A 13,549-nucleotide genomic window follows, 5' to 3' on the forward strand; every position below is an offset into this window, starting at 1 on the left:
GATGAAGGTGAAGTATTTCGCCTGGGTGCGCGAGCGCATCGGCAAGGCCGAGGAGACCATCGAGCCGCCGGCGGATGTCCGCACGGTCAGCGAGCTGATCGCCTGGCTCAGCGCGCAGGGCGAGGACTACGCCTATGCGTTCGAAAAGCCCAAGGTGATCCGCACCGCCATCGACCAGACCCATGTGCAGCCGGATGCGGCCATCGCCGGCGCCCGCGAGATCGCGTTCTTCCCGCCGATGACCGGCGGCTGAGGCCGAGCGCCGGACCGGCAGACCAGGACACGGCATCATGACCGCGATCGTCACCGTCCGCGTGCAGCACGAGGATTTCGACACCGCCGCCGAGATCGCGGCGCTCAGCCATGGCCGCACCGACATCGGCGCCGTCGTCAGCTTCTCCGGCCTGTGCCGCGGCAACGACCATGACACGCCGATCAGCGCGCTGACGCTCGAGCACTATCCTGGGATGGCGGAAGCGGAGATCATGCGCCATGCCGAACAGGCGATGACGCGCTGGCCGCTGCAGGGTCTGACCGTGATTCACCGCTTCGGCCGGATCCGGCCGGGCGAGAACATCGTGCTGGTGGTGACCGCATCGAGCCACCGCCAGGCGGCGTTCGAGGCCGCGGAGTTCCTGATGGATTATCTCAAGACCAACGCGCCATTCTGGAAGCGCGAGGAAACCGAGGACGGCGGCAGCTGGGTCGAGGCCAGGAGCCACGATGACGCCGCCGCAGCGCGCTGGACAAGGTGATGGCGAAGACGGTCAAGACGGCAGCGCCGCGCAAGGCGGCGGCACTGAGGCTGCCGAAGGTCAATGCGGGCGAGCTGGTGAGCCTGCTCGACTACCTGCGCTACGCCGTGAGCTGCTTCCAGAACGCCGATCTGGTGTTCGCGCACGGCACCACCGATCCGGTGTCCGAGGCCGCCTTCCTGATCGGCGAGGCGCTGCATCTGCGCCCCGATCAGTTCGAGACCTTCGTCACGGCCCGGGTCACCGCCGCCGAAGGCAAGACGATCCTCGACCTGATCTCGGCCCGAATCACCACGCGCAAGCCGGCGGCGTATCTGGTCAACAAGGTCTATATGCGCGGCCTGCCGTTCTATGTCGACGAGCGCGTCATCGTGCCGCGCTCGTTCATCGGCGAGCTGCTGGAGACGCATTTCGGTGGCGCCGAGGGCGACGGCACCTCGCTGATCGACGATCCCCTGGCGGTCGACAGCGTGCTCGACCTCTGCACCGGCTCCGGCTGCCTCGCCATCCTCGCGAGCCGCCACTTCCCGAATGCAGTCATCGACGCGGTCGACATCTCCAAGGATGCGCTCGCCGTCGCGGCGAAGAACGTCGCCGCCTACGATCTCTCCGGGCGCGTCTCGCTGCACCGCGGCGACCTGTTCGCCCCCCTCAGCCAGCGCCGCTACGATCTGATCATCACCAACCCGCCCTATGTTGATGCCGAGGGCATGGCCGGCTTGCCGCGGGAATGCCGCGCCGAGCCGGCGCTGGCCTTCGATGGCGGCGCTGATGGCCTCGACATCATCCATCGCATCCTCGGCCAGGCGCGCGACCACCTGACCGCCGAAGGCGGGCTGTTGTGCGAGGTCGGCCGCGACCGTCCGCAGATCGAGGCGGCGTATCCCGACCTGCCGCTGCTCTGGCTCGACACTGAGGACTCCGAGGGCGAGGTGTTCTGGATCACCGCGCGCGATCTCGTCTGAGACGCGGCTGCCTGAGGCACACCCGCGCGGTTGGCGCGAAATGACGCGGCGACTTCCAATATGCGGCACAATCTGCTGCTGCTGTGCAGAATCCGCTCACCAGGGCAGCAGGAACGCCGGACCTTTGACATTTCCGTCTGCGCGCGAAGCTGATAACTTGCAGCCGGCCCGGATCAGCGGCTGACAACGTCGGCGCACCCATTCAGGCCCATCAAGCACGATCCGTTTCGGCAAGCTTTTCTGGCACCGGTTCGCCACCTTTCCGGATCATGCTGCCGCCGTCGCACAACCGTCCGAGAGGTCCCCATGCTGGACAAGAGCCCCCGCCCCGCCGTCACCGTTCCGAATGATCTTGCCGCGCATTGGATGCCGTTCACCGCGAACCGCGCCTTCAAGAAGAACCCGCGCCTGCTCGCCGGTGCCAAGGACATGCACTACATCACCGTCGATGGTCGCAAGATCATCGACGCTGCCGCCGGCATGTGGTGCTGCAATGCCGGCCACGGCCGCAGCCAGATCGCCGAGGCGATCGGCAAGCAGGCCGCGGCGCTCGACTACGCGCCGCCGTTCCAGTTCGGCATTCCCCAGGCCTTCGAGCTGGCGAACCGCATCGCCGACCTCGCGCCCGCCGGCCTCGATCACGTGTTCTTCTGCAACTCCGGCTCGGAGGCGGCCGACACCGCGCTGAAGATGGCGCTGGCCTACCACCAGATCAACGGCCAGGGCAGCCGCACCCGCCTGATCGGCCGCGTCCGCGGCTATCACGGCGTCGGCTTCGGCGGCACCTCGGTCGGCGGCATCGTCAACAACCGCAAGCTGTTCGGCACCTTGCTGACCGGCGTCGACCACATCCCCGCCACCTATGACCGCGAGAAGCAGGCCTTCACCAAGGGCGAGCCGGAATACGGCGCGCACTTCGCCGATGAGCTGGAAAACCTCGTCAACCTGCACGGCGCCAACACCATCGCCGCCGTGATCGTCGAGCCGATGGCCGGCTCGACCGGCGTGATCCCGGCGCCGAAGGGCTATCTCAAGCGGCTGCGCGAGATCACCCAGAAGCACGGCATCCTCTTGATCTTCGACGAGGTCATCACCGGCTTCGGCCGCCTCGGCTACGCCTTCGCCGCCGAGCGCTATGGCGTGACGCCTGACCTTCTCACCTTCGCCAAGGGCGTCACCAATGGCGCGGCACCGATGGGCGGCGTGCTGGTGCGCGACACCATCCACGACGCCTTCATGAGCGGCCCGGAGCACATGGTAGAGTTCACCCACGGCTACACCTACTCGGCGCATCCGATCGCCTGCGCGGCCGGCCTCGCCACGCTCGACATCTATCGCGACGACAAGCTGTTCGAGCACGCCCGCGCGATCGAGCCGAAATTCGCCGACGCGGTGATGTCGCTGAAGGGCCTGCCCAACGTGCTCGACATCCGCACCGTGGGTCTCACCGCGGGCATCGATCTCGCCTCGCTGCCGGACGCGGCCGGCAAGCGCGGCTACTCGGCGATGGAGACCGCCTTCCACGACAACGACCTGATGCTGCGCATCGCCGGCGACACGCTGGCGCTGACCCCGCCGCTGGTCGTCAGCGAGGATCAGGTCGGCGAGATCATCGAGAAGGTCGGCAAGGTCATCAAGGCCGTGGCATAAGCCGCGCGCGGACACATCGTCAGCCAACAAGAATGGCGGCCCCGGTGGCCGCCATTTCCTTATCTGGACTGCTTCCCAGCAGCGGTCATTCCAGGGCAATCGTCAACGCGGCCGCGCGTTGGCGATCGAACCCGGAATCTCGCTTGCCCTGCAAGGATTGCCGCAGAACGGCATGCCTGATTGCCGGGAACCTTCGCAAATCCTCCACGTTCATGTCGCGAGCCGGCGGTTTGCGCGGCGAACGGATTGTCGGAGGTCGCGCATGCTTGCACCGCCAGGAGAGCTGTTGCGCTTGGGACTCGAGCAGAGGCTCAACCGCGTCAAGCGCGCGACCCAGTCCTACATACGTGATCGCGCGCGACAGGCCACCGGCACCGTGACGTCCTACGCCGTCGCGGCCGGGATGCTCGCCACTGCGGGCGTCTTCCTGATCGCCGCCTGCATTGTCGGGCTGACGGCGCTGTTCCGCTGGGTGGAAATGACCTACGGCCTGTTCACCGCGTTCGCGGTGGTCGGCGGCATCTTGGTCGCGCTGTCGGTGATCTGCGCGATCATCGCCGCGGTGAAGCTCCGCAGCCCGTCGCCGCATTATCCTTCACTCTCCAGCCGGCTGCGCGTGGCGATCGCCGCGCCGGTGGCCCAGGAACCCGATGCGGACGAGATCGATCCCGACACCATCCCCTTGGCGCCGTCATCGACGTCGCCGAATCACGCGAGCGGAGTTGCGGGCGCACTCGGACGGGTCAACGTGCCCGTCGGTGTCGCCGTTGCGGCACTGCTGCTCGGCGTGGCCGCCCTGCGCAGGCGTCACCGCAGCAAGTGAGCCTGCCCGGACAGCGACAGGCGCGGTTCGACGGACATCGAAGCACAACCGGCTCAGTTGAGCTGATCCGCGTCGGGATCGCTGCCGCTCCTGGAGCGCCTACATGCGCCGATTAGGCGAAGGGCGTCGCGAGCATGTCTGAAGATGTCTGGAATCCGCACGGCGCGTACTCCGGCGTTCTACGGACCCGCGACACTACGATGACACTCCGCTTGCCGAGCTGAACTTGCGTAAATGACACGCAGACGAGAAATCATCGGCGTCTCCCGGTATTTGAATCCCGCCCACTATCCTCGCGAATCAACAGAAGTGCTAAGGTTGCGTTCGGTTGGGAGCGCCGCGCAGCATGATCCGTATCTCCACGATTTTCATTGCCGTTTGTATGGTTCTGGTCGCGGCCTCGCTCGGCCTGATCCTGTATTCGGTGGCCGGTATCAGTGGCTCGGAATCGGCGATCGTCGCGCTCACCGCACTGACCTTCCTGATTCTCTACAACGCCGTGTCGATGCGACTGCGCGACCGCACCGATGTCGGCAGCCAGATCGCCGATCTGTCACGCGGCACCGCCGACCTCGCGCGCCAGGTCGCCGAGTTCGGCCGGCGGCTGTCGGCGGTCGAGGGACGCATCGTGTCGTCGAGTTCGGTCAGCGCCGATCGCCTGCAGGGTGTGATCGGCGAGATCAATGAGCTCGGCGGACTGATGAAGCAGCTCGCCGTCACCGTGGCCCAGCACGAGGACCTGATCGCGGCCATCCCGCCGGCAACACCACCGGGAGCTGGGGCCAGCACGGTTCGCGACGCCGATCGTCCGCTCCCGGCGACCGCTTCCTCCAGCGGCGCGCTCGAGATGAACGCGCTGCCGTCGAGCGGCTTCGAGCAGAAGGTGGCCGAGACCTCCAAACCGCAGGCCCCGGCGGTCGCTGCCGTGCCAGCAGCCTCCAAGATCACGACGCCAGCTCCGTCGGCGCCGGTTGCCCCCGCCGTGCCGCGCAGCCAGCCGCAGATCCTCGCTGCCGTCAAAGGCGCGATCGAGGACAACCGTCTCGACATCTATCTGCAGCCACTGGTAACGCTGCCGCAGCGCAAGGTGCGCTTCTACGAGGCCGTAACCAGGCTACGCGACGAGCGCGATCAGGTGGTCGCGGCCGAGGACTTCATCGGCATCGCGGAGGCCGCCGGCCTGGTCGGGCGCATCGACCACATGGTCCTGCTTCGCTGCGTCCAGGTGCTTCGCCGCCTGATGGTTCGCAACAAGGACGTCGGCATCTTCTGCAACATCTCCTCGGCCACCCTGAGCAGCCCTGCAAACTTTTCACAATGCCTCGATTTCCTCGAAGCCAATCGCGCTCTGGCGCCGTCCTTCGTGCTCGAATTCAAGCAGTCGACCTTTCGCAGCCTGGGCCCGACCGAGACCGAGCACCTCGCGGCCCTGGCGCAGCGCGGCTACCGCTTCTCGATCGACCACGTCACCGACCTCCGGTTCGAGCCGCGCGAGCTCGCTGATCGCGGTGTCCGCTTCATCAAGGTTCCGGCCGTGCTGCTGCTCGACCCCAAGCAGAGCTCGGCCTCGGACATTCATCCAACCGATCTCTCCGATCTGCTGGGCCGCTTCGGCATCGACCTGATCGCCGAGCGGATCGAAGGCGAGAACAGCGTCGTCGATCTGCTCGACTACGACGTCCGCTTCGGCCAGGGCTTCCTGTTCGCGCCGCCCCGCCCATTGCGACCGGAGGGCGCATCTGCTACCGGCGATGCCGCCGCCGGCCCATCGGGCGGGCAGGACATCAAGATTCAGGACCCCAATGCCGCCGGCACCACCTCTCTCGACGTGTCACACACCAACGCTCCGACGCGCAGCGGCAATGCCGCCCTCGCCCGCCGTGTCGCCGGCACCATCTGAGATCAGCCGCCTGCCATGACCGTTCTCCGCTTCGAAGAGCGGCTGCGCGATCTTGTCGGCCGCAAGCAGGTTTTGCTGAGCGACATCTGGGGCGTGGTCCATAACGGGCTGGAGTCCTTCCCCGACGCCTGCGACGCGCTGCACCACTTTCGCCGCCAGGGCGGTACGGTGATCCTGATCACCAACGCACCGCGGCCGGCCGATTCGGTCCAGCGCCAGTTGCGCAAGCTCGGCGTCGCCGACGAGGTCTACAGCGCCATCGTCTCCTCCGGCGATTTGACCCGCCACTACGTGGCCGATCATCCCGGCGGCAAGGTGTTCTGGCTCGGCCCCGAGCGCGACAATTCCATCCATCGCGGTCTCGACCTGGCGCTGTCGCCTCTCGAGGAAGCCTCCTACATCATCTGCACCGGCCTCTACGACGACGAGACCGAGACCGCCGAGGACTACCGGCCGATGCTGCTGCGCGCCCGCGAGCGCAGGCTGCCGCTGATCTGCGCCAATCCGGACATCGTGGTCGAGCGCGGCGACCGGCTGATCTATTGCGCCGGCGCCATCGCCGAGCTCTACCGCGAGCTCGGCGGCGAGGTGATCTTCTACGGCAAGCCGCATCGACCGATCTACGAGCGCGCCATGATGCTGGCCGAGCAGCACGCCGGCCGGCCGGTGGCGCGCGAGGAGGTGCTCGCGATCGGCGATTCCGTGCGCACCGATCTCGCCGGCGCGCACGGCTTCGGCATCGACTGCCTGTTCGTGACCCGCGGCATCCATTCCGAGGAGTTCGCCGGCGTCGAGCAGCTCGACCCGGCCTCGGTCAAGGAGCTGTTCGGCCACCCGCCCCGCGCGCTGATGCGCGAATTGAAGTGGTGAACAGATCCTGAAACGAAAAACGCCCGGCCGAGTGCCGGGCGTCTGTCCTGTGGGAGTGGATCAGGCGGGCTTCAGGCCGTCGCCATGTCCGGGAACACCGCCTCGATCTTGGTCTTCAGCGTCGCGGCATTGAACGGCTTGACGATATAGTTGTTCACGCCGGCCTTCTTGGCCGCGATCACGTTCTCGGTCTTGGATTCCGCCGTGATCATGATGAACGGCGTGGTCGCCAGGTTCGGATCGGCACGGACCTCGCGGAGCAGGTCGTAGCCGGTCATCGGCTCCATGTTCCAGTCCGAGATCACGAGGCCGTATTTCTTGGCGCGCATCTTGTTCAGCGCCATCGAGCCATCGCTGGCATCGTCGATGTCCTCGAACCCGATCTGCTTGAGAAGATTCCTGATGATACGGATCATGGTGCTGTAATCGTCGACGACGAGCACCGGCATCGTCAAATCAACCGCCATCTTGACTCCCCCAGACGCGAACACAACGCGCAGACTGTTACAAAAACGCTGTTGCGGCACGGGTCGTAACCGACCCCGCCATCCGCTCCGAGCAGTAGCATCAGCCGTTAAACAGCGCGTTAACTGCGCTGCGTCTGCATGTCGCTATTGCTGCGCTGCATGAGCGGAGGAACCCCTTCGGCTTGACTTCGCGGGGCCGGCCGCCCACGGTCGAGGGCAACGCCGCCAGACGGCGGCCCACCGAAATCCGCGAGATATTTCCGTCACATGCCCGATTTCAAGATCATCCGCGATTCCACCCCGCCGTCGGACATCCTCAGGGGCGCGGTGGTGGCGATGGGCAATTTCGACGGCGTCCATCTCGGTCACCGGGCCGTGATCGAGGCGGCGATCGACATGGGCAAGGCCAAGGGGCGGCCGGCGCTGGCGCTGACCTTCGAGCCGCATCCGCGGCGCTTCTTCAGCCCCAATACCCCGCAGTTCCGCCTGACCGACGAGACCGCCAAGCTGCGGCTCCTGGCCGGAACCGGCCTTGCCGGCGCCGTGGTGATGGCCTTCGACAAGGGCCGCGCCCAGACCTCGGCGCAGGATTTCATTCACCATGACCTGATCGGGCGGCTGGGGATCGCCGGAATCGCGGTCGGCTACGACTTTCATTTCGGCAAGGGCCGCGTCGGCTCGCCCAGCCTGCTCGCCAACGAGGCCCCCAAGCTCGGCATCGAGGTCGACATCCAGGCCCATGTCGACATCGACGAGCGGCCGGTGTCCTCGACCGCGATCCGCGAGGCGCTGGCGGAGGGCCAGGTCAGCGAGGCGACCGCGATGCTCGGCGGCCCCTGGTTCGTGAGCTCCGAGGTGATCCACGGCGAGAAGCGCGGCCGCGACCTCGGCTACCCCACCGCCAACATGCGGCTCGACCGTGATTGCGGGCTTCGCCACGGCATCTATGCCGTCCGGGTCGGCCGCGGCCGCGGCGCGAACCGGGTGCTGATCGACGGCGTCGCCAATTTCGGCCGCCGGCCGACCTTCGACAATGGTGCGCCGCTGCTCGAGACCTTCCTGTTCGACTTCCATGGCAGCCTCTATGGCGAGGTCCTGGACGTCGCCTTCATCGGCTTCATCCGCGAGGAGGCCAAATTCGGCTCCATCGAGGCCCTGATCCGGCAGATGGACGCCGACAGCGCCAAGGCCCGCGCCCTGCTGGCGGCCCGTGCCGGCCTCTTCCCCCGGCTCGGCGAGATCGGCTAGCCCGCTCCAGGGACAGTGCGCGCACGATCGCTTTGCGATTTCGCAGGCCCCCTGCTAAGAGGAAGCCCCATGTTGATACGGCGCATCATCGGCATTAGCGGCCCGGCTTCCGCCTGAGCTTTGAGCTCGGCGCAAGACCGGGATGTCTCTGCTCGTTCCGCCGCCCGCGATCGAAATCGCGTCTCAGCGCCTCATCTCTCAGCCAGCCAGATCACGATGTCCGAAAAGCCGCAAAAGTCCGACGCTCCTGACTATTCAAAGACCCTTTACCTGCCGCAGACGGAATTTCCGATGCGCGCCGGCCTGCCGCAGCGCGAGCCGGAGATCCTGAAATACTGGAACGAGATCGACCTCTACGGCAAGCTGCGCGAGACCGCCAAGGGCCGGCCGAAATTCGTGCTGCATGACGGCCCGCCCTATGCCAATGGCAACATCCATATCGGGCATTCGCTGAACAAGATCCTCAAGGACGTCGTGACCAAGAGCCAGCAGATGCTCGGCCACGATTCCAACTATGTCCCCGGCTGGGACTGCCACGGCCTGCCGATCGAGTGGAAGATCGAGGAGGAGAACTACCGCAAGAAGGGCAAGACCAAGCCCGACTTCCGCGACTCCGCCGCCATGGTCGCGTTCCGCAAGGAGTGCCGCGCCTATGCCGATCATTGGCTGAACGTGCAGCGCGAGGAGTTCAAGCGCCTGGGCGTGATCGGCGACTGGGATCATCCCTACGCCACCATGACCTATCCGGCGGAAGCCCAGATCGCGCGCGAGCTGATGAAGTTCGCCGCCAACGGCACCCTGTATCGCGGCTCCAAGCCGGTGATGTGGAGCGTAGTCGAGAAGACCGCGCTGGCCGAGGCCGAGGTCGAGTACGAGGACTATCAGTCCGACACGGTGTGGGTGAAGTTTCCGGTTGAATACATTGCTGTCCACAACAAGGAACGGAATCTGCCCGAATTCCTGCACGGCACCGAAGCGCTGCAGAAATTCGGTCTAGACAATGTATCCATCGTGATTTGGACAACTACTCCTTGGACCTTGCCAGGAAACCGGGCAATTGCGTTCTCGCATAAGGTGTCTTACGGGCTGTACCGCGTTACGGCCGCACCGGACGGCAATTGGGCAAAAGCGGGCGACAAATTGGTTTTGGCGGACAAACTAGCCGCGGAAGTTTTCAAAGCAGCAAAAGTCGAATCCTACGAGCGCGTCGACGACTTTATCCCAACTGCAGAAGTGATCTGTTCACATCCGCTAAAGTCTAAGGGCGGCTACGACTTCCTCGTGCCTCTGCTCCCTGGCGACCACGTCACCGACGACACCGGCACCGGCTTCGTGCACACCGCGCCCGGCCATGGCCGCGAGGATTTTGACGTCTGGATGGCGCATGCGCGCGAGCTCGATAGCCGCGGCATCGCGACCACCATCCCCTACACCGTCGACGAGAACGGTGCGCTGACCGATCACGCGCCCGGCTTCACCGGCAAGCGCGTCATCAACGACAAGGGCGAGAAGGGCGACGCCAACGAGGCCGTCATCAAGGCGCTGACCGACGCAAGCCAGTTGCTCGCGCGCGGCCGCCTGAAGCATCAGTATCCGCACTCCTGGCGCTCCAAGAAGCCGGTGATCTTCCGCAACACGCCGCAATGGTTCATCGCGATGGACAAGGACATTGCGAATGACGGCAAGACAAAATCCGGCGACACGCTGCGCGCCCGCGCGCTCCGCGCCATCTCCGTGACGCAATGGGTGCCGGCCGCCGGCCAGAACCGCATCAACGGCATGATCGCCAACCGCCCGGACTGGGTGATCTCGCGCCAGCGCGCCTGGGGCGTGCCGATCGCGGTGTTCGTGCGCGAGAAAAGCGACGGCTCGGCCGAGATCCTGCAGGACGAGACCGTCAACACCCGCATCAATGATGCCTTCGCCAAGGAAGGCGCCGACGCCTGGTATGCCGACGGCGCGCGCGAGCGCTTCCTCGGGTCACGCGCCAACGAGGACTGGAAGAAGGTCGACGACATCTGCGACGTCTGGTTCGACTCCGGCTCGACCCATGCCTTCGTGCTCGAAGACCCCGTGCACTTCCCCGGCCTCGCCGGCATCAGGCGCAAGGTCGATGGCGGCCGTGACACCGTGATGTACCTGGAAGGCTCGGACCAGCATCGCGGCTGGTTCCACTCGTCGCTGCTGGAGAGCTGCGGCACCCGCGGCCGCGCGCCTTACGACGTGGTGCTGACGCACGGCTTCACGCTCGACGAGAACGGCCGCAAGATGTCGAAGTCGCTCGGCAACACCGTCGAGCCGCAGAAGGTGATCAAGGATTCCGGCGCCGACATCCTGCGCCTGTGGGTCTGCGCCACCGACTACGCCGACGACCAGCGCATCGGCCCGGAGATTCTGAAGAACACCATCGAGACCTACCGCAAGCTGCGCAACAGCATCCGCTGGATGCTCGGCACGCTGCATCATTACAAGCGCAGCGATGCCGTCGCCTTCGCCGACATGCCGGAGCTGGAGCGGCTGATGCTGCATCAGCTGTCGCAGCAGGCCGAGGTCATCAGCCGCGCCTATGCCGCGTTCGACTACAAGACCGTGATCGCGTCGCTTGCGGCGTTCATGAACACCGAGCTGTCGGCGTTCTATTTCGACATCCGCAAGGACACGCTGTATTGCGATCCGCCGTCGTCGGTGGCGCGCAAGGCGGCGCTCACCGCGATCGACCTGATCTGCGACACCGTCCTGAAATGGCTGGCGCCGGTGCTGTCCTTCACCACAGACGAGGCGTGGCGGATGTACCGCCCCGACGCCGAGCCGTCGGTGCATCTGACGCTGTTCCCGGATGCGATGGACCAGTACCGCGACGATCATCTGGCGACGAAGTGGGAGACCATCCGCAACATCCGCCGCGTCGTCACCGGGGCGCTGGAGCTCGCGCGTGCCGCCAAGACCATCGGCTCCTCGCTCGAAGCGTCGCCGATCATCTATGTGGCCGATCGCGCGCTGCTCGGCACCTTGTTCGATACCGACCTCGCCGAGGTCTGCATCACCTCGAACTACGAGGTCCGCGAAGGCGACGCACCGGCCGATGCGTTCCGGCTCGATGCCGTGCCAGGGGTCGCGGTCGTCGTCGAGAAGGCCGTGGGCAAGAAGTGCGCCCGCTCCTGGAAGATCCTGGAGAGCGTCGGCGACGACAAGGAGTACCCCGACGTCTCCCCGCGCGACGCGCAGGCGCTGCGCGAGTGGAAGGCGCGCGGGGTCAGCGTGTGAGGCTCGCTGGTACGACACCCACAACTGTGGTCCCCGCGAACGCGGGGATAACCACCGGCGCCCTTTGTAGACAAAGACAGATGACCCAGAGCCTTTTCCAACAATTGGCCATCCGCGGTATGGGTCCCGGCTTTCGCCGGGACGACAGCGGTGTTTGCCGCGAGTGGCCCGGCATGATCGCCATCACGCAATGACCTCCCGCCTCCGCCTCGGCCTCATCGCCGGTTTCGCCACCCTGGTCATCGACCAGGCCTCCAAGCTGTGGCTGCTGTACGTGTTCGACCTGCCCAACCGCGGCACGGTCAGGATCACCCCGTTCTTCGACCTCTACCTCGCCTGGAACATCGGCATCAGCTTCGGCTGGCTGCAGAGCGAGAGCGCGCTGGCGCAATATGGACTGATGGCGGTGAAGGCCGTCGCGGTGGTCGCCCTCGCCATCTGGATGGCGCGCGCGGAAAGCAAGCTGGCGACGGCCGCGCTCGGCCTGATCATCGGCGGCGCCATCGGCAACGGCATCGACCGGCTGGCCTATGGCGCGGTGGTCGATTTCGCGTTGTTCCACATCCAGATCGGCGGCACGGTTTACAACTGGTACATCTTCAACATGGCCGACGTGGCCATCGTTGCCGGGGTGGCGGGCCTGCTGTATGACTCCTTCTTCGGGGCTCCCGCCGCAAAAGCGCCCTGATCCGGGTCGATACCGGCCGGTGCCGATCCAGGGTCAAGAGCCTGATGATCTTCACGTTTTCGAGATCGGCGCGATGCCTGGACGGCCCCCGTCGAATCGAGGATCGCAATCGGTGGGTTCGCGGCCGGTTCGTCGGAGCACGAGCACTGGACAAGCGAGGACAGGGAAAGCCATGCGCAAGACCGAAGTCAGCGGCCGGATCATGACCCACGCGGCCTTTCGCGCTCTGCGCCTGTCGGCGGCTGCGCTTTGCATCGGCGTCATCATGGCCGCGGGCGTCGCCCGTGCCCAGGAGGACGAGGAAGACGACAAGACCTTCGAAGAGAAGATCGTCGACAACCTGATGCGCGGCCTCGGCGGCACCAACATGGAGACGCCGACCATCAATTATCGCGAGCGCTCGCCGCTCGTCGTGCCGCCCAAGCTCGATCTGCCGCCGCCGGCTGCCGCGACCCAGGCCAATGCCCCGAACTGGCCGAAGGACCCCGACGAGCAGCAGCGCCGTGCCGCGGCCGCCGCGCGCAAGAAGGACAACAAGGATCCGGTCAATGCGGCCCGCCCGCTGACCCCGGCCGAGATGAAGATGGGGCGGACGGCCGCCGCCAAGCCGACCGAGCCGATCCAGCCCGGCGTCAGCAACAACCCGATGATGAGCCCGTCTCAGCTCGGCTTCAAAGGCGGCCTGTTCGGCATGTTCAAGGGCAGCGACAGCGAAACCAAGCCGTTCACCAGCGAGCCGCAGCGCGAGAGCCTGACCCAGCCGCCGCCCGGCTATCAGACGCCGTCGTCGAGCTATGCCTATGGCACCGGCAAGCAGGAGCCGATCGCCGGCAAGCAGATGGACATCATGACCGGCAAGGAACGGTGAGGGCGGCTGCTCGCCGGAGCCCCCCGGACTTGCCGCGTTTGCCGGCATTAG

Annotated in this window: 12 protein-coding genes; 11 read left to right on the plus strand and 1 reads right to left on the minus strand. The window is 66.0% G+C overall.

Annotated elements, in window-relative coordinates; translation table 11 throughout:
* The first annotated feature begins 1 nt into the window (after position 1).
* The 7 genes from moaD (at position 2) to QX126_RS02020 (ending at position 6,963) form a co-directional block, all read left to right on the plus strand.
* On the plus strand, positions 2 to 253 hold the full coding sequence (moaD, locus tag QX126_RS01990) for a molybdopterin converting factor subunit 1 (RefSeq protein WP_315736602.1): 252 nt from the start codon (positions 2 to 4) through the stop codon (positions 251 to 253).
* 37 nt (positions 254 to 290) lie between these two features.
* Positions 291 to 755: a molybdenum cofactor biosynthesis protein MoaE gene (locus QX126_RS01995; RefSeq protein WP_315754747.1), complete on the plus strand. Its 465-nt coding sequence runs from the start codon at positions 291 to 293 to the stop codon at positions 753 to 755.
* Complete coding sequence (gene prmB / locus QX126_RS02000; RefSeq protein WP_315736600.1) at positions 755 to 1,720, plus strand: 50S ribosomal protein L3 N(5)-glutamine methyltransferase; 966 nt, start codon at positions 755 to 757, stop codon at positions 1,718 to 1,720. The genes QX126_RS01995 and prmB overlap by 1 nt, the downstream gene beginning before the upstream one ends.
* A 306-nt stretch (positions 1,721 to 2,026) precedes the next feature.
* Positions 2,027 to 3,370 carry an aspartate aminotransferase family protein gene (locus tag QX126_RS02005; RefSeq protein WP_315779014.1) on the plus strand — a complete coding sequence of 448 codons (1,344 nt, stop codon included), beginning with the start codon at positions 2,027 to 2,029 and terminating at the stop codon, positions 3,368 to 3,370.
* Positions 3,371 to 3,632: 262 nt separating this feature from the next.
* The gene (locus tag QX126_RS02010) at positions 3,633 to 4,193 is read left to right on the plus strand and encodes a phage holin family protein (protein ID WP_315779016.1); all 561 of its coding nucleotides are present in this window, start codon (positions 3,633 to 3,635) and stop codon (positions 4,191 to 4,193) included.
* Between the two features lie 346 nt (positions 4,194 to 4,539).
* On the plus strand, positions 4,540 to 6,093 hold the full coding sequence (locus QX126_RS02015) for an EAL domain-containing protein (RefSeq protein ID WP_315779018.1): 1,554 nt from the start codon (positions 4,540 to 4,542) through the stop codon (positions 6,091 to 6,093).
* 15 nt (positions 6,094 to 6,108) lie between these two features.
* A complete protein-coding gene (locus QX126_RS02020; RefSeq protein WP_315736596.1) occupies positions 6,109 to 6,963 on the plus strand; it encodes a TIGR01459 family HAD-type hydrolase in 855 nt (284 codons plus the stop codon).
* A 71-nt stretch (positions 6,964 to 7,034) separates the two neighbouring features.
* Here the strand turns inward: QX126_RS02020 and QX126_RS02025 are convergent, their stop codons facing one another.
* Positions 7,035 to 7,430 (minus strand): response regulator, encoded by a 396-nt coding sequence (locus QX126_RS02025; protein ID WP_315736595.1) that lies wholly within the window; start codon positions 7,428 to 7,430, stop codon positions 7,035 to 7,037.
* Between the two features lie 267 nt (positions 7,431 to 7,697).
* Here QX126_RS02025 and QX126_RS02030 point away from each other — a divergent pair, with 267 nt between their 5' ends.
* The 4 genes from QX126_RS02030 to QX126_RS02045 all read left to right on the plus strand — a co-directional run bounded on the left by QX126_RS02030 (position 7,698) and on the right by QX126_RS02045 (position 13,498).
* Positions 7,698 to 8,678: a bifunctional riboflavin kinase/FAD synthetase gene (locus tag QX126_RS02030; protein WP_315779020.1), complete on the plus strand. Its 981-nt coding sequence runs from the start codon at positions 7,698 to 7,700 to the stop codon at positions 8,676 to 8,678.
* A 216-nt stretch (positions 8,679 to 8,894) separates the two neighbouring features.
* Positions 8,895 to 11,942, plus strand: coding sequence for an isoleucine--tRNA ligase (gene ileS / locus QX126_RS02035; protein WP_315779022.1), 3,048 nt, complete (start codon positions 8,895 to 8,897; stop codon positions 11,940 to 11,942).
* A gap of 190 nt (positions 11,943 to 12,132) precedes the next feature.
* Positions 12,133 to 12,630: a signal peptidase II gene (gene lspA, locus QX126_RS02040; protein ID WP_315779024.1), complete on the plus strand. Its 498-nt coding sequence runs from the start codon at positions 12,133 to 12,135 to the stop codon at positions 12,628 to 12,630.
* 202 nt (positions 12,631 to 12,832) lie between these two features.
* Positions 12,833 to 13,498: a hypothetical protein gene (locus QX126_RS02045; protein WP_315779376.1), complete on the plus strand. Its 666-nt coding sequence runs from the start codon at positions 12,833 to 12,835 to the stop codon at positions 13,496 to 13,498.
* Positions 13,499 to 13,549: the final 51 nt, after the last annotated feature.

The organism is Bradyrhizobium sp. SZCCHNPS1003 (genome assembly GCF_032381555.1).
In the GTDB taxonomy this organism is placed as follows: domain Bacteria; phylum Pseudomonadota; class Alphaproteobacteria; order Rhizobiales; family Xanthobacteraceae; genus Bradyrhizobium.